This is a genomic window from Streptomyces thermocarboxydus (assembly GCF_024760485.1).
GTDB lineage: Bacteria > Actinomycetota > Actinomycetes > Streptomycetales > Streptomycetaceae > Streptomyces > Streptomyces cellulosae.
This window is the reverse complement of sequence record NZ_CP058273.1, coordinates 3,247,802-3,265,030: the sequence shown is the minus strand read 5'-3', so window position 1 is coordinate 3,265,030 and position 17,229 is coordinate 3,247,802. Positions and strand designations below refer to the sequence as shown.

The window sequence follows — 17,229 nt, the reverse complement described above, 5'->3', positions numbered from 1 at the left end:
AGAGGTCAGCACGATGAGAAGAAGGACGGCAGCTCTCGCGCTCGGCACCGCCGCCGCGATGGTCCTGACCGGTTGCTCCACGATGAGCCCCGGTGAGAGCGGAACGGTCACCCTCAACATGGTGGAGAGCCTGACCAACCCCGCCCGCACCGACCTCCTCGAGGAGCTCATAGCCGACTTCGAGGAGAAGAATCCGAAGGTCAAGGTCAACCTGGTCTCGCCGCCCACCGAGCAGGCCGACCAGAAGCTCCAGCAGATGCTGCAGTCGGGCAGCGGCGTCGACGTCCTGGAGGTCCGCGACATCACCGTCGGCCCCTGGTCGAACAACGGCTGGCTGTACGACATGAAGAAGGACCTGGCCGGCTGGAAGGGCTGGGACGCGCTCACGGACAACGCTGTCGCCGCCTCCGAGGACGACAAGGGCCGCACCTACTTCGTGCCGTACGGCTTCTACGGGCTGAGCCTCTTCCACCGCACCGACCTGATCAAGGAGGCCGGCTTCGACAAGCCGCCGGCCACCTGGGAGGAGCTGCTGGAGCAGGCGTCGAAGATCCACGACCCGTCGTCGCGCCGGTACGGCTACGCCTTCCGCGGCGGCGCCAACGCGCACAGCAACGCCACCGCCGCCATCGAGGCGTACGTCGCCGACCGGATCGACCCGGCCAACGGGTACCTCCTGAAGGACGGCAAGACCATCTTCTCGGCGCCCGAGGCGCTGGACGCGATGGAGATGTACCTGAAGCTGTTCAAGCAGGCGTCGCCGAAGTCGTCCGTGGCCTGGGGTTACCCGGAGATGGTGGAGGGCTTCTCCAACGGCTCGACCGCGTTCCTGCTCCAGGACCCCGAGGTCATCGCCACCGTCTCCGAGTCGAAGTCCCTCGACGCGAACCAGTGGAGCACCGCGCCGCTGATGGCCGGGCCGAGCGGTAAGACCGTGCAGCCGCTGGCGACCGCCGGATGGGGTGTCGCGGAGGGCAGCAAGCACAAGGCCGAGGCCGTGAAGCTGGTGCAGTTCCTCTCCGAGGGTGAGGCGTCGACGCGGTTCACCAAGGGCAACAGCCTGGTGCCGATCCTCAAGGCGGCGGCCGAGGACGACTTCTACCGCTCCGGCCCGTGGGCCAGCTACGTCACCATGACGGAGAACCCGGACACGTACCTCGTCGTCACCCAGCCGCGCGGCGTCGCGTGGTGGACGGAGTGGCAGCAGCGCGCCGACACGGACGTGCAGAAGATGATCCTCGGCAAGCTCGCCCCGAAGGAGCTGCTGGCCGGCTGGGACGCCTACTGGACCGAGAAGTGGAAGAAGTGACCATGTCCGGTACGTCCACGCCGACGTCCGGCGTGACCGCGGCGCCCTCCGTACGCAAGGAGGGCGCCCCGCCCCGCGGCGGGACCGGCGGGGGCCGCAGGCGCAGGGAGTTCACCACCCGGCGGGGACTGGTCGTCGCCGCGTTCATGGCGCCGGCGGCGGTCTTCGTCGCGCTGTTCACGTACTACCCGATGATCGCCGGCAGCCAGATGGCGTTCCGGAACTGGAACCTCACCGACCTCACGGACACCTCGTGGGTGGGGTTCAAGAACTTCCGGGAGGTCTTCACCGACCCCGCGTGGGGCACGGTGCTGGGCAACACCGCGCTGTGGGTGGTCGGTTCGATCGTGCCGCAGCTGGTGATCGGGTTCGCGCTGGCGCTGTGGCTGAGGCGCAGGTTCCGCCTGCGCGGGCTCTACCAGGCGCTGATCTTCTTCCCGTGGGCGATCTCCGGGTTCCTGATCGGCATCCTGTTCCGCTGGATGTTCAACAGCGAGTTCGGCGTCGTCAACGACCTGCTCCAGAAGGCCGGCCTGATCGACGAGCCGGTCGCCTGGCTCGCCGACCCCGACACCGCGATGATCGCCGTGCTGGTCGCCAACGTCTGGTACGGGGTCACCTTCTTCGCGATCATGATCCTGGCCGCGCTCCAGTCGATCCCGGACGAGCTGTACGAGGCGGCGGCGCTGGACGGCGCGGGCAAGGCGCGGACGCTGTTCCGCATCACCATCCCGTACATCCGCGTGACGCTGGTGCTCACGGTGCTGCTGCGGGTCATCTGGATCTTCAACTTCCCCGACCTGATCTTCGGCATGACCGGGGGCGGGCCGAACGACGAGACGCACATCGTGACCACCTGGATGATCAAGATCACGCAGCAGGGCGACTACGGCAAGGCGTCCGCGCTCGGCCTGCTGGTTGTGGCGGTGCTGCTGGTGTTCGCGATGTTCTTCCTGACGGCGACGCGGGAGCGGGGCGGCGGCCGCCGGGGCGCCGGCCGGGGCGGAAAGCGAGGGGTGCGAGCGTGATCGGCAAGGAAACCACGGCCGGCCGGGCCGCGAAGTTCACCTTCCTGGGCCTCTGGCTCGTCTTCTCCCTCTTCCCGCTGTACTGGATCACCGTCACGTCCCTGAAGGACCCCGGTGACATCTTCTCCTTCCCGATCTCCTACTGGCCCGAGAACTTCTCCCTGGAGAACTACCAAGGCCTGTTCGGCAAGGCGGACTTCGGCACGTACCTGGTGAACAGCCTGGTCGTGTCGGCCGTCGCGGGCGCGGTGGCCACCGCCATCTCCACGCTCTCGGCGTACGTCCTCGCCCGGTTCGAGTTCCGCAGCAAGTCGGCGCTGCTGATGGCGTTCCTCGTCACGCAGATGATCCCGTCGTTCATCGCGCTGGGCCCGCTGTACCTGCTGATGACCGACCTTCAGCTGGTCGACAACCGGCTCGGCCTGATGCTGGTCTACATCGCCGTGTGCATCCCCTTCTGCACGGTGATGCTGCGCGGCTTCTTCGAGAACGTCCCGGACGCGCTGGAGGAGGCCGCGATGATCGACGGCCTGTCCCGGCTCGGGGCGCTGATCAAGGTGCTGCTGCCGGTCATGCGGCCGGGGATCGTCGCCGCGTTCATCTTCAATTTCGTCAACTGCTGGAACGAGCTGTTCCTTTCGGTGACGCTGATGAACAGCGACGAGAACAAGACCGTGCCGACCGCGCTCAACGGCTTCATCTCCAGTTTCAACATCGACTGGGGGTCGATGTCCGCGGCGGCGGTGCTGACGATCCTGCCGACGATGGTGCTGTTCGCCTTCGCCAGCCGGCACATCGTGCAGGGGCTGACGGCGGGGGCGGTGAAGGGCTGAGTCAGGGGGTGACGTGGGTGCCGGGGCCGGGGCCGCCTCCCGGCCCCGCGGCCTCCCGCGCCGCCCGTTCCAGCTTGTCGCGGTAGGCCGCCCACCAGGCGGGGTCGTCCGAGGGGATGCTGGTGGCGCCCGGCCGCTCGCCCGTCGCGCCGTCCAGCTGCTCGCGCAGGATGTCGGCGTGGCCCGCGTGCCGGCTGGTGTCGGCGATGACCCGGACGACGGCGTGGTGCAGGGTCAGCTCGGCGCGGTCCTCGGGCCACCACGGCACCGTGCCGGTCGTGTCCAGCGGCAGCGCCTCGACCGTCGCGTCCGCGTGCGCCCAGGCCCGCCGGTACAGCTCCACGATGGCGTCACGCGTCTCGTCAGGGGCGGCCCACATGTCCGCGTTGACCTCGGCGTCCTCCGCCAGCCACGGAAGCGGCTCGCCCGAGGGACGCCCGAACGTGTCGCCGAGATACCCGAGTTCGACCCCGGCGGCATGCTTCACCAGCCCGAGCAGATTGGTCCCGGTCGGTGTCAGCGGCCGCCGCACGTCGTACTCGGCCAGCCCTTCCAGCTTCCAGAGCAGGGCGTCCCGCGCCTCCTGGAGATAGCGGTGCAGGTCAGCCTTGGCGGGATCGGAGTACGTCATGGGGATCAGTGTGTCGGCACGGGGCGTCCTCGTCCGCCCAATTGAGTTGCGCCGGGATGCCGCGCACAGGATCCTCGGGGCGTGATCACGGACCACCAGCGGAAGATCCGCGAGCGTTACCTCTCCGCACCCGTCATGGCGGCACCAAAGCCGTGGCGGAAGGTGCTCGACCGGCCGGTCGGCGGCCTGCTCGGCATCGGCTTCGCCGTCCACCCCGGCACCGGCAGTGTGGTCCCCGGCCGCCCCGGAGGCCACCGGGTTTCCGACCGCCTCACGCCGGGGCGTCGTACGTGAAGCGGTAGCCGGCGCAGTCGGTGAGGCGGACGTAACCGAGGCGCTGGTAGAGGGCGTTGCTGGTCGGGTTGGCCGGGGCGGCGAACAGGACGACGTCCGTGGCGCCCGCCTCCCGCGCGGCCCGGCTCACCGCGGCCGTCACCGCGCCCGCGTGACCGTGGCCGCGGAAGCGGGACGGGGTGTAGACGGGGTCGACGCGGACCATGCCGCCGGTGACCGAGGTGACGGCCGCCATGGAGACGGGGGTGCCGTCCGGGGTCCGCCAGAAGGTGAAGTGCCGGTCGCCGAAGCGCGACCGGTCCCACGCGCCCGCGTCGATCAGATCGATGGACGGCTGCTCGCCGACGTCGACGCAGAACTCCCGGCACCAGCGCACCACGAGCTCGCGGTCGGCCTCCCCCGCGAGGTGGGCCCGGCCTTCGGGGTGCGGCCGGGGCGGGGTGAGGGTGCCGAGGCGGTAGAGGTGCGTGTGCCAGAACAGTTTCGGCACGGCACCGGTGTGTCCCTGCCAGGCCGAGGCGAAGACGTCGGCGGTCTCCTGGTCGGCGATGACCTGGGCGGGGGAGTGGCCGAGGGCGGACAGGCGGGCGGCGAGGGCGCCGGCGTCGTCGGCGGTCAGCGGGGTGAGGCCGAGGCGGCCGCGCGGGGTGAGGTAGCAGACCGCGCGGACCTCGCCCTCCGTCTCCAGGCGGCCGAGGACGAAGTCGCCCGCGCCGGGAAGGCGGAGCTTCGCGATGTCCGTGAGCGGGGTGGTGTGGAGGGCGGGGCGCGAGCGCAGGAAGGCGCCGGCGCGGGTGAGGAAGTCCTCGACGTCGGTGGTGAAGTGCCAGTGGTCCGGGAGCATGCCTCATCGTGCCGGACGCGGGACCGGGCGAGCGGGGGTTCGCGCCGATCCCGCCGACGGGTGGCCGGAACGCTTACGCCTGTGCCACCACGTCCGCGACCACGCAGCTCACGTTGTCCGGGCCGCCCGACGCGTTGGCCAGGTCGACCAGTTCACGGACGGCCGACTCGGGCTCGGGGGCGTCCGTGAGCACGCGGTGGATGTCCCCGGCGGGCACGACCGTGGACAGGCCGTCCGAGCAGAGGAGGTAGCGGTCGCCGGCGCGGGCGTCGTGCAGCCGCAGGTCGGGCGTGGAGTCGGCGCCCCGGCCCAGGGCGCGGAGCAGCAGGGACCGCTGCGGGTGCGAGACGGCCTCCTCGGGAGTGAGACGCCCCTCGTCGATCAGCGACTGCACCACCGTGTGGTCGTGGGTGATCTGGAACAGCTCCCCGTCGCGCAGGAGATGGACGCGGGAGTCGCCGATGTGGACGAGCGCGAGCTGCGAGCCGGTCCACAGCATCGCGGTGAGCGTGGTGCCGGCGTCGGAGTCGTCGCCGCCGATGCCGTCGTCGGGGGCGGAGACTCCGTGCACGGCCCGTTCGGCGCGGCCGAGGGCGTCCTCGAGCGCGTTGAGCAGGTCGCCTGCCGGGACGGTCTCCGACTCCAGACTTCGCAGCGCGTCGACGGCGGCCGCGCCGGCGAGGGCGCCCTTGCCGCCGAAGCCGTCGGCGACGGCGAGGAGGCGGGAGGCCGCGTAGGCGGTGTCCTGGTTGCTCGGGCGGACCCGGCCGGTGTCGGACAGGGCGGCGTAGCGGAGGGCGAGAGGTGCGGTGGTGCGGGACATGGTGGGGTCCTTCCCGGTCAGATGGTCGACGAGGAAGGCCGCCAGGTCCCGCCGCGCGGCCGTGTCGGCCTCGACCCGCGCCCAGTACGCGCGGATCTCGCCGGCCGCCTCGCCCGGTCCCATGGCGCACACCTGCCGGATGCGGGCGAGCGGCATGCCCAGCCGCCGGAGCCAGGCGACCAGCCGTGCCTGCTCCAGCTGCTCGGGCGCGTAACGGCGGTAGCCGGTGTCCGGGTCGACGCGGGCGGGAGTCAGCAGACCGAGCTCGTCGTACAGCCGCAGCGCCTTCGGCGACAGCCGGGACGCCTTCGCGAACGCTCCGATGGTCAGCAGCTCCATGCGTGTCCCTCCTCGTACCGGGCCGAACGCCCGGCCCCACCGATGCTGGGCGCTGCCCCAAGGTGAAGGTCAACAGCGATTCTTCCCGCACCCGTCAGAGAGAGTGCGACCTGCCCGGAACACGTGTCGACGACGACCACCTCGGCGGTGATCCGCCGGCCGGCTTCGACCACCTCGGAGGGGTGGCCGCCCAGCCGTGGGCCAGGTCCGGCACGCGGATGGAACCGGTGACCTTCACCCGTCGCACAGCCCGCCGGGAGAGCTAGCGCACTCTTGCAAGCAGGGTGCTTGCAATTGTTAGCGGGGTGCGTCATGGTGGGGATATGGCATCCCTGAACGTCGGCGGACTCGGTGAGTATCTGCGTGAGCAGCGGCGCAACGCGCAGCTGTCGCTGCGGCAGCTCGCCGATGCCGCCGGGGTGTCCAATCCGTATCTGAGCCAGATCGAGCGCGGGCTGCGCAAGCCCAGCGCGGAGGTGCTCCAGCAGGTCGCCAAGGCGCTGCGCATCTCCGCCGAGACGCTGTACGTCCGCGCCGGGATCCTCGACGCCGAGCGCGACCGGGACGAGGTCGAGACGCGCGCCGTGATCCTCGCCGACCCCACGCTGAACGAGCGCCAGAAGCAGGTGCTCCTCCAGATCTACGAGTCCTTCCGCAAGGAGAACGGATTCGGGGGCACCGAGGACGGTGAGGTGGATCCCGTCGGGCCCGAGCCGGGTACGGAGGGCTCCATCAGCAAGGGCGGCAGACCCGCCGAGCGCCCCGGCCACGAGGCCGGCGGCGACGACAACGGTCCGCGGCGGACGGCCGGCTGAGCCGGCCAGGGCGCCGGACGCCCGCCACGGACCACACAGACCCTCAGCCGAAGAAACGACATCCGGGAGGACCATCACCATGGCCATCACCGACGACCTGCGCAAGACCTTCAGCGACCCCAAGCCGCTCTACTTCGCCGCCGGCACCGCCGATCTGGCGCTGCAGCAGGCCAAGAAGGTGCCGGCCCTGGTGGAGCAGCTGCGCACCGAGGCCCCGGCCCGCATCGAGGCCGTGCGCAACACCGACCCCAAGGCCGTCCAGGAGCGGGTGACCGTCCGGGTCCGCGAGACGCAGGAGACCCTGCAGACCAAGGCCAACGAGCTGTTCGGGACGATCGACACCGACCTGAAGAAGCTCGGCGAGACCGCCCAGGACCTGGCACTGCGCAGCGTGGGCGTCGCCGCCGAGTACGCGGTCAAGGCCCGCGAGACCTACGAAAAGCTCGCCGAGCACGGTGAGCAGGCCGTGAAGACCTGGCGCGGCGAGGCCGCCGAGGGCATCGAGGACATCGCGGTGGCCGTCGAGCCGCCGGCCGAGCCGAAGCCCGCCGCCGCCCCGGCCGAGACCAGGACGGCGGAGGCCAAGCCGGCCGAGGCCAAGGTCACGGAGGTCAAGCCCGCCGAGGCCGCCGCGAAGAAGCCGGCCGCCCCGAAGAAGGCTCCGGCGGCCCGCAAGGCCACGGCGAAGAAGACGACGCCGCCCGCGAAGTGAGCGGCGCCGCACCCCGCTGAAGCGGGACGAACGGCACGGGCCGGGCACTTACGCGGTGCCCGGCCCGTTCATCGGGTAGCCGGCCGGCGGATGCGGGTACGGTGACGGCGGAAAGACGACGTGGCGCCCGTCGGCGGCGCGGCAAGGACGACGGCGCGGTGGACGAGCCGATTACGGGTGGTGGACGTAGTGCTGATGCAGGGCTTCGCTAACTTCTTGTGGCTGTTGAACCTGGCCCTGATCGTGTTCAGCGGCTTCGCGCTGATCGATGCCGCCACGCGCCGTGAGGACGCCTACCGCGCGGCGGACAAGAAGACCAAGCCGTTCTGGCTGATCATCCTGGGTCTCGCCTTCGTGGTGAGCCTGATCTTCAACATCCTGTCGTTCCTGCCGATCATCGGCCTGATCGCGACGATCGTGTACATGGTCGACGTCCGCCCGGCCCTCAGGTCGCTCCCCGGAGGCGGCCGGGCCCGCAGGGGCTCCAGCAGCGACGGCCCGTACGGCCCGTACAACGGCGGTCGCTGAGCGGAAGTACCCAGTTCCCCGTGCCCCTTCAAGGGCGCGGGGAACCGCGCGAACGGCCCACGACGGCCCGCAGCCGCCCCGAAACCGTGCCGGTACGGCGATCAGCGCGTCCGGTCCAGCAACAGGACGGCGACGTCATCCGTCAGCTCGCCCCCGTTGAGGTCGCGCACCTCATTCACCGCCGTGCGCAGCAACTCCTCCCCGCGCAACCCCTCGGAGAGCCTGCGGCGGATCAGGTCGACCATGCCGTCCTGCCCCAGCCGCTCGCCGGTGTCGCCGACGCGGCCCTCGATCAGGCCGTCGGTGTAGAGCATCAGGCTCCACTCGGCGCCCAGCTCCACCTGCATCCGCGGCCAGCGCGCGCCGGGCAGCAGCCCGAGGGCGGGTCCGTTGTTCTCGTACGGCAGCAGCCGTGCCGGCATGCCTGGGCGCGCCAGCAGCGGTGACGGGTGGCCGGCCAGGCACAGGCCGGCCCGGCGGCCGTCCGGCGCGATGTCCACCGTGCACAGCGTCGCGAAGATCTCGTCGTCCGGACGCTCGTGCTCCAGCACCTGCTGCAGCGTGCTCAGCAGCTGGTCCCCGCACAGCCCCGCCAGGGTCAGCGCCCGCCAGGCGATGCGCAGCTCCACGCCGAGCGCCGCCTCGTCCGGGCCGTGCCCGCAGACGTCGCCGATCATGGCGTGCACGGTCCCGTCGGGTGTGCGGACCACGTCGTAGAAGTCGCCGCCGAGCAGGGCGCGCGAGCGGCCGGGCCGGTAGCGGGCCGCGAACCGCAGCGGGGAGCCGTCCAGCAGCGGCGTCGGCAGCAGGCCGCGCTCGAGCCGGCGGTTCTCCTGGGCGCGCAGCCGGCCCTCGGCCAGCCGCCGCTCCGCGGAGTCGGACCGCTTGCGCTCCACCGCGTAGCGGATGGCGCGGCTCAGCAGCCGACCGTCCAGCTCGTCGCGGACCAGATAGTCCTGCGCGCCGACGCGTACGGCCTCGGCGCCGCGCTCGGTGTCGTCCGCGCCGGTGAGGGCGAGGACGGCGTGCCGGGGCGCCAGCTCCAGGACGTGCCGGAGGACGGCCAGCTCGTCGCCGTCGTCCGCCCGGCCGGGCGCGGGCAGCGCCAGGTCCAGCAGGATGCAGTGGACGTCGTCGGTGAGCAGCCGCTCGGCCTCGGTGAGGTTGCGGGCGGTGCGGATGCGAATCGGGCGCCCCGCCCGGTCGAGCAGGTCGGGCACGATCGGCGTGCCGCCCGGGTCGTTCTCGATGAGCAGCAGGGTCAGCTGTGCGGGTGTCGTGGTCGTCGTGGCCTTCGCCGGTTCGGCGCCGGCCGGGGTGGCCGCGTCGGCGGCCGCCGTCCGGTTCTCGGGCAGCTCCTGTGCGGACTCGTTCGGTGCGGCGACCGTCCCCTGACCACCTTCCGCGGCCGGGATCGCTCTCTGCCGCGGTACGGGTGCGGGCATTGTTCCGGGTTCCTTCCCTCCCCCCGAGGGCATGGCGGGGGCGACGGATCTCGGCCTGTCCCCCCCGCGTGTGTCTGATCTGAGCGGGCAGGGGTTGCCCCTTCGAACGGGGACCATAGCGGGTGACCGCGCCGCAGCGGAATGGTGCGAACCACGCCGCCCGGCCAACGGCCGCTGTCATATGCCGCGTTTGCTACCGCAGTTGGACAGGCCGGAGATGCTGTGGGGATGACGAACGTCACGTCCACGGGGCGTTGGTCACGAGATCCACGTGCGGTGGGTCACGTGGCCCGTGTCACGCGGCCGTTGGGGCCGCCGGACACCACCCCCGGACGTCACTCAGGGTGTCGCTCCGCGTCCGGATCGGGCCGTACGACGCCCAGGATCGGCATCGAACCGGCCCCGGCCAGCGTCACCGTCCGGCCGGGACGGGGCGCGTGGACCATGACGCCGTCGCCCACGTACATCCCGACGTGGCTGGCGTCGGCCCAGTAGATGATGAGGTCGCCGGGCCGCATGTCCTTGACGTCGACGCGCTTCAGGTGCTGCCACTGCATCTGCGACGTGCGCGGGATCGTCTTCCCGGCGGCCAGCCACGCCTGTGACGTGAGCCCGGAGCAGTCGAACGTGTTCGGGCCCTCGGCGCCCCACTGGTAGGGCTTGCCGATCTGCGCGGTGGCGTACGCCACGGCCTTGCGGCCCTGCGGGGTCGCCTCGGAGGAGAGCGCATCGAGGACGCCGGAGCTCAGCCAGGTGGCCTGGGCGCGGGCGGCGGCCTGCCGCTCCAGCCTCGCCAGCCGCTCCTTCTCCTCCTGCTCGAGCGCGGCCTCCAGCTTCTCGGCGGCCTTGATCTGCCTCTCGATCCGCTTCTGGGCGGCGGCCTTGACCTTGCGGCCCGCCTCCAGCTTGCGCATCTGCTCCCGGGCGTCCTCGGCGTACTGCTCCAAGTCCCGCTGGGTGCGGGTCATTTCGCCGATCAGGCCCTTGGTCGCGTGCTGCTCCTGGCGGACCCGGCCGGCGCCGTCGAGGAACTCCTGCGGGTCGTCGCTGAGCACCAGGTGCGCCTCGGGCGGCAGCCCGCCGCTCCGGTACTGCGCGGCGGCCGCGGCCCCCGCACGGCTCTTGAGGTCGTCCAGCTTCTCCCGGCCCTCGGTGATCCTCTTCGCCAGCCGCACGACCTGCGCGGTCTGCTGCCTGGCCTTCTCCTCGGCCGCGTTGTACTCGTCGGTGGCCTTGGCGGCCGCGTGGTAGAGCTTGTCGAGCTTCTTGCGGACGGCCTCGAGCTCCACGTCGCTGGTGACCACGGTGACGCTCGCCGTCGCGCCCGGGCCGGGCGGGGGAGTGGGCGCCGCGAACGCCGTACCGGGCACGGCCAGTACGGTGACCGCGCAGACCACGGTCACGGCCGCCGTCAGCACTCCGCGCTTGCCTGCCCCCATGCGTGCACCCCCGCCTGGTTAATCGTCAGTAACTTTTCGCTGCCGGGGGGATGCTGCCATTAATGGGCGAGAAACGACAGGGGGTGTGGACAACGCCCCTTGCGTCCCGCTGGTCCCTGTACGACCGTCATCCCGGTCGGTGTGACGAACGGCCGGGGGAGATCGTTCCCGCACCTGAATGCGGAGGCACCGCCTCCGGCGCCCTCACCACCCGCGTGGCGCCAACGCCCCCCACCGCAGGGTGACTTCCCCCTGCCGCCAGCGCGCCGGACCGTCCGTCACCGGCCAGTCGGCCGTGAGGTCCCGCACCGCGCGGACCCAGCGCTGGCGCGCGCCGTACGAGGCGTAGGGCGCGGCGGCGGCCCAGGCGCGGTCGAAGTCGCGCAGGAAGGCGTGCACCGGCTCGCCGGGGACGTTGCGGTGGATGAGCGCCTTGGGGAGCCGTTCGGCCAGGTCGGAGGGGCGGTCCAGGGAGCCGAGCCGGGTCGCGAAGGTCACCGTGCGCGGTCCCTCGGGGCCGAGCGCGACCCACACGTGCCGGCGTCCGATCTCGTCGCAGGTCCCCTCGACCAGCAGCCCGCCGCGAGATCCGGCCGCCGGGTCGGCCGGGGCGAGCCGCGCGCACAGCCGCCGCCACACGCCGGCGACCTCCCCCTCGTCGTACTGGCGCAGCACGTTCGCCGCGCGGACCAGGACCGGGCTGCCCGCGACCGGGATCTCGAAGCCGCCGCGCAGGAACACCAGCCCCTCCCGCTCGTACGGCCGTGCCGAGGCGACCCGGGCCGGGTCGATCTCCACGCCCGCCACCCGGGTGCGGGGCGCCGCCGTGCGCAGCCGGTGCAGCAGTTCCAGCGCGGTCCAGGGGGCCGCGCCGTAGCCGAGGTCGACGGCGAGGGGGTCGGCGGCGCGGCGCAGCTCGGCGCCGTGCGCGGCCGCGATCCAGCGGTCCATGCGGCGCAGCCGGTTGGGGTTGGTGGTGCCGCGCGTCACCGTGCCCACGGGGGCGGAGGCGGGACGCGGTGTCATGAGGACGAGGGTACGGGGGTACCCGCCCCCGGATCGCGGCGCGTGCGCCGACACGGGCACGCACCACGCAGTCGAACGGTTGAGCTAGACAAGGCAATGATTCGGTAAAGACCGCCGACGACCGCGCCGTACGGAAATGGGAACGCAATGTTCCGATGTTGACGTCGCCGAGGGTCGTACGCCCTCTCCCAGCCGTGCCCGCAGCGAGGAGGAACGCCACGTGAGCCAGTACATCGCGAGGCTCGGGCGGCGCTCCCCCGCCGTACCGCCGCGCCTGCGGCTGCACCGCAGGCCCCGCCGCGTGGCGATGCTCTCCGTGCACACCTCGCCGCTGCACCAGCCGGGCACCGGCGACGCGGGCGGCATGAACGTCTACATCGTGGAGCTGGCCCAGCGCCTCGCCGCGATCAACATCGAGGTGGAGATCTTCACCCGGGCCACCTCGGCCGCCCTCCCGCCCGTCGTCGAACTCGCGCCCGGCGTCCTCGTCCGGCACGTCGACGCGGGCCCCTACGAGGGCCTCGCCAAGGAGGACCTGCCCGCCCAGCTGTGCGCCTTCACCCACGGCGTGATGCAGGCCTGGGCCGGACACCGCCCCGGCTACTACGACCTGGTCCACTCCCACTACTGGCTGTCCGGGCACGTCGGCTGGCTGGCCGCGCAGCGCTGGGGCGTCCCCCTGGTGCACGCCATGCACACCATGGCCAAGGTCAAGAACGCCAACCTCGCCGACGGCGACACACCCGAGCCCGCCGCGCGCGTGATCGGCGAGACGCAGATCGTCGCCGCCGCGGACCGGCTGATCGCCAACACCTCCGAGGAGGCCGGCGAGCTCGTCCACCACTACGGCGCCGACCCCGCCAAGGTCGCCGTCGTCCACCCCGGCGTGAACCTCGACCGCTTCCGCCCAGCCGACGGCCGCGCCGCCGCCCGCGCCCGCCTAGGCCTGCCGCAGGACGCGCTGATCCCGCTCTTCGCCGGCCGCATCCAGCCCCTCAAGGCCCCCGACGTGCTGCTGCGCGCGGTCGCCGTGCTGCTCGCCGACCGACCCGAGCTGCGCTCCCGGATCTGCGTGCCCGTCGTCGGCGGCCCCAGCGGCAGCGGCCTCGCCAAGCCGGAAGGGCTGCAGAAGCTCGCCGCGCGGCTCGGCATCGCCGACGTCGTCCACTTCCACCCGCCGGTCGGGCAGGAGGAGCTCGCGGACTGGTTCCGCGCCGCGTCCGTGCTGGTCATGCCGTCGTACAGCGAGTCGTTCGGGCTGGTCGCCATAGAGGCGCAGGCGTCCGGCACCCCGGTGCTCGCCGCGGCGGTCGGCGGCCTCCCGGTCGCCGTGCGGGACGGGGAGACCGGCTTCCTGATCCAAGGCCACGACCCGGCCGCGTACGCGCGCGTGCTGCGCGACTTCGCCGACCGGCCGGAGCTCGCCGCACGCATGGGCGAGGCCGCCGCCCGGCACGCCCAGAACTTCGGCTGGGACACCGCGGCCGCCGCCACGGCCGACGTGTACACGGCCGCGACCCACGCCCACCGCCGTCACGTACGCTCCCACCATGGCTGACACGGAAGCGGAGCAGCGGGCGGCACAGGTCGTCGAGGGCGTGCTGAAGGACGCCGAGCTGGAGTGGGAGAGCCCGGCCCCCGGGAACTACGTGGTGAAACTCCCCGGCACCCGCAAGCTGTCCACGACGGTCTCCCTGATCGTCGGACGGCACACCCTGTCCCTCAACGCCTTCGTCATCCGCCACCCCGACGAGAACGAGGCCGGCGTCCACCGCTGGCTCCTGGAGCGCAACCTCAAGCTGTTCGGCGTGAGCTACGCCGTCGACCCGCTCGGCGACATCTACGTCACCGGCCGCCTGCCGCTGCCCGCGATCACCCCGGAGGAGCTGGACCGGCTGCTCGGCCAGGTCCTGGAGGCCGCCGACGGCAGCTTCAACACCCTGCTGGAACTGGGGTTCGCGTCAGCGATCCGCAAGGAGTACGCCTGGCGCGTCTCACGCGGCGAGTCCACCCGCAACCTGGACGCGTTCACGCATCTGCTGGAGCGGCCTTCGGAGGGCTGACTTCCCGGGACGTGTGCGCCCGCACTGTGATGGGGGTCCGAACTGGCGTACGGAACCGGGCTGTTAGCCTGCCGCGATCCGGGCCCCGGACACAGGGGCCCCATGCATGAAGAGGACGTGCATGCGCACTGGCAGATCCGCCCTGGCGGCGGTGCTCGGCGGAACGATCGCCCTCGGGGTGCTGACCGCTCAGCCCGCCCAGGCCGCCGACACCGGCATCAAGGTGTCGAAGGTGGTCGTGAACAAGGGCAAGCCCATCGTGGTGGGCACCACCGAGACGAAGTACCCGACGATCAGCTTCCGGGTGACCTGGCCCGCCGGGCACACCATCAGCACCGCGTCGGCCATGCCGTTCATGTACCACGGCACGACGGCGGTCAAGGCCTACGAGGGCCCGGGCAACCAGGTCTTCCACCACGACATGATCACGTGCAACGAGGACGGCTCGCGCGCCGCGAACTGCGAGGGGGCGCTGCGTATCCGGCCCCGCGAGAACCTCGACTCGGCCGCGGACGCCACGACGTGGAAGCTGGCGTTCGTCGCCCTCCTGGACGTGAAGGGCAAGATCAAGCACGAGTACCTGAACAGCTCGGCCACCCTCCAGGTCAAGCGGGCCGCCCGGGCCACGGTCAACGCGTCGCCGGAGCCGGTGGTCAGGAACAGGACGCTCACCGTCACGGGCAAGCTGACGCGCGTCGACTGGGCGAGGCGCGCCTACTCCGCCTACGGCGGCAAGGCGGCCCGGCTCGAGTTCCGCAAGGCGGGCACCACCGCATGGACGGCGGTCAAGACGGTGCGGGCGAACTCCAGCGGGTCGCTGAAGACCACGGTGAAGGCGACCGCGGACGGTTACTGGCGCTGGATGTTCGGCCAGACGACCACGACCGGCGGGGCGACGTCGGCGGCGGACTACGTCGACGTGAAGTGACCAGCGCTCCGCCGGGGGTTCGCGCGTGCGGACCCCCGACGGCGTGCTTGCTCACGGGCGTTCCGCGCTCCGGTACCGCCCCGGAGTGACCCCCACCAGCCGGCGGAAGTGCCGGGTCAGGTGGGCCTGGTCGTAGAAGCCCGATGCGGCCGCGACGTCGCCCGGCGGCCACCCCTCCAGCAGCAGCCGCCGCGCCCGCCCGACCCGACGGGACATCAGGTACTGGTGCGGCGGGATGCCGTACGCGGTGCTGAACGCCCGTACCAGATGGGCGGGATGGGCCGACAGCTCGGCCCCCGCCTCCGCCAGCGTCAGCCCGTCGGCCACCCGCGCGTCGAGCAACTCCCGCAGCCGCCGCGCCAGTACCGGGTCGGGGCGGCGGGGCGCGGCAGGCTCCCGCGACCGCAGATGCTCGCGCAGCCGCTCACCGACCAGCGTCAGCCGGCTCTCCGCCTCCAGTTCGTCGCCCGGCCGCACCAGCGCGGAGTGCACCTGCCCGACCCGCCGCCGCAGCAGGGGATCGCGCAGGTCGGGGCGGTCCACGGCGGCCCCGATGAGGTCGTCGCCGAGCCGGCTGGAGTCCAGGTACAGCACCCGCTTGCGGAAGCCCTCCTCGGTCGCGGGTTCGCCGTTGTGCGGGACGTGCGGCGGCAGCAGGGTCACCGTGTCGTTGGGGGTGCCGTGCTCGTGCCGGTCCAGGTCGTACCGCACGGCGCCGGAGTCGACGATCAGCAGCGTCCAGGCGTCGTGGACGTGCATCGGGTAGGCGTACTCGGTGAACCGGGCGTGGAACACCTCCACGACGCCGGGGACGGAGGGCCGCCAGGCGCTGACCGTGGCCGGGGGCGGGGCTGCCGGAGGAAGGGATGCCGGGGCGGGCATGCAAACAACGTACAAGACGCGGGGCGGACCCGGGCGGGAGTCTCGAGGCATGAGCACGAGCACCCGTTTCGACACGAAGATCGCCGTCCTGCTGCGGGAGGACCTGGAGTCCTGGCAGCGCCTCAACGTCACCGCGTTCCTGGTCAGCGGCCTGGGCACACAGGTCCCCGAACTGATCGGGCAGCCGTACGAGGACGCGGACGGCGTGCCGTACCTGCCGATGTTCCGCCAGCCGGTGCTGGTCTTCCAGGGCGCCAAGGAGACCCTGAAGGCGGCCCACGAACGCGCCCTCTCCCGCGCCCTGCCCCGCGCGGTCTTCACCTCCGACCTCTTCGCCACCGGCCACGACGACGCCAACCGCGCGGCGGTCCGGGCCGTCGGTACTGCGGACCTGGACCTGGTGGGTCTCGCGGTCCACGGGCCGAGGAACGCGGTGGACAAGGTGTTGAAGGGGGCGCGGATGCATCCGTGAGGTCGGTCCACGGGCCACTGCGCGGCACGGCCGGGTCAGGCGGATGTGCTGTCCGAGTCCCCGGAGCCGAAGGCGTACCGGCGCAGCGCCGGGAGATCGGTCACGGTCACGCGTGACCGCGCCGGGGCGTCAGCGACAAAACTGAGCTTCTGCAGCTCTCTGACCCGCCTTCCGGCTGCCTCGCGGCCCATGCCGGTCCAGTCGCCCAGCTCCGTCTGCGTCACCCTGACCTCGATGCCCTGGGCCGTGGGAACACCCTCGACCTCCGCGAGCCGTACGAGCAGGCGGCCGAGCCGGAGCCGTGCGGGCGCGCTCGCGATGGCGATGCGGTGGTGGTCCGACTCCTTGAGCCGCGTGCAGACGGACAGGAACACCTTCTGGAGGATCCCGGGACACTCGGCCAGCAGTCCCAGGAACGCCTCACTCCCGTACCAGCGGACGTAGGTCTGCTGCAGCGCGACGACGGTCGCGGTCCGGGGACCTCCGTCGAGCACGCCCATCTCGCCGATCAGTTCACCGCCCCGTCGGGTGGCCAGGTAGGTCGTGCGGTTGTGCTCTCCGTGCCACAGCACGCGACACTTCCCGCTGATGATCAGCGCGGCCCGGTCGGCGTGGTCGCTCTGCCGCAGGATGGTGTCACCGGCTTCGAAAGGGTCCCGTGGGACGCGGCCGACACGTTCCATGGCCTTGCGTTCGTCGTGGTCGAGCGAGTCCCAGAACGTCGTGTGCCTCACTTCGGCAGTGTCCCGAAGTCACCTGTCGTTGAGAGGCAGTTGCCTCATTTTGTTCAGCTGAGTGCTGCTCTCATGTGCGGTATC

Annotated in this window: 19 protein-coding genes; 11 read left to right on the top strand and 8 right to left on the bottom strand. The window is 71.9% G+C overall.

All coding sequences use genetic code 11. From position 1 onward, the window contains the following. The first annotated feature begins 13 nt into the window (after nt 1-13). The 3 genes from AY578_RS14995 to AY578_RS14985 are packed head-to-tail and all read left to right on the top strand — an operon-like array spanning nt 14 to nt 3,170. The gene (locus AY578_RS14995) at nt 14-1,309 is read left to right on the top strand and encodes an ABC transporter substrate-binding protein (protein WP_026243700.1); all 1,296 of its coding nucleotides are present in this window, start codon (nt 14-16) and stop codon (nt 1,307-1,309) included. Further along, entirely contained in the window at nt 1,306-2,337 is a 1,032-nt protein-coding gene (locus AY578_RS14990; RefSeq protein ID WP_019523994.1) for a carbohydrate ABC transporter permease, read from the top strand. Before AY578_RS14995 ends, AY578_RS14990 begins: the two co-directional genes overlap by 4 nt. Beyond that, complete coding sequence (locus AY578_RS14985) at nt 2,334-3,170, top strand: carbohydrate ABC transporter permease (RefSeq protein ID WP_019523993.1); 837 nt, start codon at nt 2,334-2,336, stop codon at nt 3,168-3,170. Before AY578_RS14990 ends, AY578_RS14985 begins: the two co-directional genes overlap by 4 nt. Before the next feature lies 1 nt (nt 3,171). Here AY578_RS14985 and AY578_RS14980 read toward each other — a convergent pair whose 3' ends face one another. Then, a complete protein-coding gene (locus tag AY578_RS14980; protein WP_215188578.1) occupies nt 3,172-3,801 on the bottom strand; it encodes a DinB family protein in 630 nt (209 codons plus the stop codon). An 81-nt stretch (nt 3,802-3,882) separates the two neighbouring features. On the opposite strand from AY578_RS14980, the gene AY578_RS14975 reads away from it, so the two are divergent. Next, nucleotides 3,883-4,095, top strand: a complete 213-nt coding sequence (locus tag AY578_RS14975; RefSeq protein WP_019523991.1) for a hypothetical protein — start codon at nt 3,883-3,885, stop codon at nt 4,093-4,095. Here AY578_RS14975 and AY578_RS14970 read toward each other — a convergent pair. Then, nucleotides 4,073-4,939 carry a GNAT family N-acetyltransferase gene (locus AY578_RS14970; RefSeq protein ID WP_161230911.1) on the bottom strand — a complete coding sequence of 289 codons (867 nt, stop codon included), beginning with the start codon at nt 4,937-4,939 and terminating at the stop codon, nt 4,073-4,075. The genes AY578_RS14975 and AY578_RS14970 overlap by 23 nt on opposite strands. A gap of 73 nt (nt 4,940-5,012) precedes the next feature. After that, the gene (locus AY578_RS14965; RefSeq protein ID WP_136238277.1) at nt 5,013-6,101 is read right to left on the bottom strand and encodes a MerR family transcriptional regulator; all 1,089 of its coding nucleotides are present in this window, start codon (nt 6,099-6,101) and stop codon (nt 5,013-5,015) included. A 323-nt stretch (nt 6,102-6,424) separates the two neighbouring features. On the opposite strand from AY578_RS14965, the gene AY578_RS14960 reads away from it, so the two are divergent. The 3 genes from AY578_RS14960 (at nt 6,425) to AY578_RS14950 (ending at nt 8,156) form a co-directional block, all read left to right on the top strand. Beyond that, the gene (locus AY578_RS14960; RefSeq protein WP_019523988.1) at nt 6,425-6,916 is read left to right on the top strand and encodes a helix-turn-helix domain-containing protein; all 492 of its coding nucleotides are present in this window, start codon (nt 6,425-6,427) and stop codon (nt 6,914-6,916) included. 79 nt (nt 6,917-6,995) lie between these two features. Next, the gene (locus AY578_RS14955) at nt 6,996-7,628 is read left to right on the top strand and encodes a hypothetical protein (RefSeq protein ID WP_019523987.1); all 633 of its coding nucleotides are present in this window, start codon (nt 6,996-6,998) and stop codon (nt 7,626-7,628) included. Between the two features lie 195 nt (nt 7,629-7,823). Next, entirely contained in the window at nt 7,824-8,156 is a 333-nt protein-coding gene (locus AY578_RS14950; RefSeq protein ID WP_078504549.1) for a DUF2516 family protein, read from the top strand. Between the two features lie 101 nt (nt 8,157-8,257). Here the strand turns inward: AY578_RS14950 and AY578_RS14945 are convergent, their stop codons facing one another. From AY578_RS14945 to AY578_RS14935, 3 genes are all read right to left on the bottom strand, one after another. After that, on the bottom strand, nt 8,258-9,601 hold the full coding sequence (locus tag AY578_RS14945; RefSeq protein ID WP_258902640.1) for a PP2C family protein-serine/threonine phosphatase: 1,344 nt from the start codon (nt 9,599-9,601) through the stop codon (nt 8,258-8,260). Nucleotides 9,602-9,936: 335 nt separating this feature from the next. Continuing rightward, a complete protein-coding gene (locus tag AY578_RS14940; RefSeq protein ID WP_136238275.1) occupies nt 9,937-11,040 on the bottom strand; it encodes a C40 family peptidase in 1,104 nt (367 codons plus the stop codon). A 204-nt stretch (nt 11,041-11,244) separates the two neighbouring features. Further along, nucleotides 11,245-12,066: a class I SAM-dependent methyltransferase gene (locus AY578_RS14935; protein WP_258902639.1), complete on the bottom strand. Its 822-nt coding sequence runs from the start codon at nt 12,064-12,066 to the stop codon at nt 11,245-11,247. A 220-nt stretch (nt 12,067-12,286) separates the two neighbouring features. Here AY578_RS14935 and mshA point away from each other — a divergent pair, with 220 nt between their 5' ends. From mshA to AY578_RS14920, 3 genes are all read left to right on the top strand, one after another. Then, nucleotides 12,287-13,624: a D-inositol-3-phosphate glycosyltransferase gene (gene mshA / locus AY578_RS14930; protein WP_019523982.1), complete on the top strand. Its 1,338-nt coding sequence runs from the start codon at nt 12,287-12,289 to the stop codon at nt 13,622-13,624. Next, complete coding sequence (locus tag AY578_RS14925; protein WP_019523981.1) at nt 13,617-14,129, top strand: type III secretion system chaperone family protein; 513 nt, start codon at nt 13,617-13,619, stop codon at nt 14,127-14,129. The genes mshA and AY578_RS14925 overlap by 8 nt, the downstream gene beginning before the upstream one ends. A 121-nt stretch (nt 14,130-14,250) precedes the next feature. After that, nucleotides 14,251-15,057: a hypothetical protein gene (locus tag AY578_RS14920; RefSeq protein WP_019523980.1), complete on the top strand. Its 807-nt coding sequence runs from the start codon at nt 14,251-14,253 to the stop codon at nt 15,055-15,057. Nucleotides 15,058-15,108: 51 nt separating this feature from the next. Here AY578_RS14920 and AY578_RS14915 read toward each other — a convergent pair whose 3' ends face one another. Then, on the bottom strand, nt 15,109-15,939 hold the full coding sequence (locus AY578_RS14915; protein WP_258902638.1) for a helix-turn-helix transcriptional regulator: 831 nt from the start codon (nt 15,937-15,939) through the stop codon (nt 15,109-15,111). A 49-nt stretch (nt 15,940-15,988) separates the two neighbouring features. On the opposite strand from AY578_RS14915, the gene AY578_RS14910 reads away from it, so the two are divergent. Beyond that, nucleotides 15,989-16,411, top strand: coding sequence for a PTH2-like family protein (locus AY578_RS14910; RefSeq protein WP_161230914.1), 423 nt, complete (start codon nt 15,989-15,991; stop codon nt 16,409-16,411). Nucleotides 16,412-16,446: 35 nt separating this feature from the next. On the opposite strand, the gene AY578_RS14905 is transcribed toward AY578_RS14910, so the two are convergent. Beyond that, nucleotides 16,447-17,145, bottom strand: a complete 699-nt coding sequence (locus AY578_RS14905) for a Crp/Fnr family transcriptional regulator (RefSeq protein ID WP_161230915.1) — start codon at nt 17,143-17,145, stop codon at nt 16,447-16,449. Nucleotides 17,146-17,229 lie beyond the last annotated feature (84 nt).

What these genes read in the sequence shown, in the direction of transcription:
- AY578_RS14995 (WP_026243700.1), top strand. Translation starts at nt 14, where the DNA reads ATGAGAAGAAGGACGGCAGCTCTCGCGCTCGGCACCGCCGCCGCGATG.
- AY578_RS14980 (WP_215188578.1), bottom strand. Translation starts at nt 3,801, where the DNA reads ATGACGTACTCCGATCCCGCCAAGGCTGACCTGCACCGCTATCTCCAG.
- AY578_RS14970 (WP_161230911.1), bottom strand. Translation starts at nt 4,939, where the DNA reads ATGCTCCCGGACCACTGGCACTTCACCACCGACGTCGAGGACTTCCTC.
- AY578_RS14965 (WP_136238277.1), bottom strand. Translation starts at nt 6,101, where the DNA reads ATGGAGCTGCTGACCATCGGAGCGTTCGCGAAGGCGTCCCGGCTGTCG.
- AY578_RS14960 (WP_019523988.1), top strand. Translation starts at nt 6,425, where the DNA reads ATGGCATCCCTGAACGTCGGCGGACTCGGTGAGTATCTGCGTGAGCAG.
- AY578_RS14955 (WP_019523987.1), top strand. Translation starts at nt 6,996, where the DNA reads ATGGCCATCACCGACGACCTGCGCAAGACCTTCAGCGACCCCAAGCCG.
- AY578_RS14950 (WP_078504549.1), top strand. Translation starts at nt 7,824, where the DNA reads ATGCAGGGCTTCGCTAACTTCTTGTGGCTGTTGAACCTGGCCCTGATC.
- AY578_RS14945 (WP_258902640.1), bottom strand. Translation starts at nt 9,601, where the DNA reads ATGCCCGCACCCGTACCGCGGCAGAGAGCGATCCCGGCCGCGGAAGGT.
- AY578_RS14940 (WP_136238275.1), bottom strand. Translation starts at nt 11,040, where the DNA reads ATGGGGGCAGGCAAGCGCGGAGTGCTGACGGCGGCCGTGACCGTGGTC.
- AY578_RS14935 (WP_258902639.1), bottom strand. Translation starts at nt 12,066, where the DNA reads ATGACACCGCGTCCCGCCTCCGCCCCCGTGGGCACGGTGACGCGCGGC.
- AY578_RS14925 (WP_019523981.1), top strand. Translation starts at nt 13,617, where the DNA reads ATGGCTGACACGGAAGCGGAGCAGCGGGCGGCACAGGTCGTCGAGGGC.
- AY578_RS14920 (WP_019523980.1), top strand. Translation starts at nt 14,251, where the DNA reads ATGCGCACTGGCAGATCCGCCCTGGCGGCGGTGCTCGGCGGAACGATC.
- AY578_RS14915 (WP_258902638.1), bottom strand. Translation starts at nt 15,939, where the DNA reads ATGCCCGCCCCGGCATCCCTTCCTCCGGCAGCCCCGCCCCCGGCCACG.
- AY578_RS14910 (WP_161230914.1), top strand. Translation starts at nt 15,989, where the DNA reads ATGAGCACGAGCACCCGTTTCGACACGAAGATCGCCGTCCTGCTGCGG.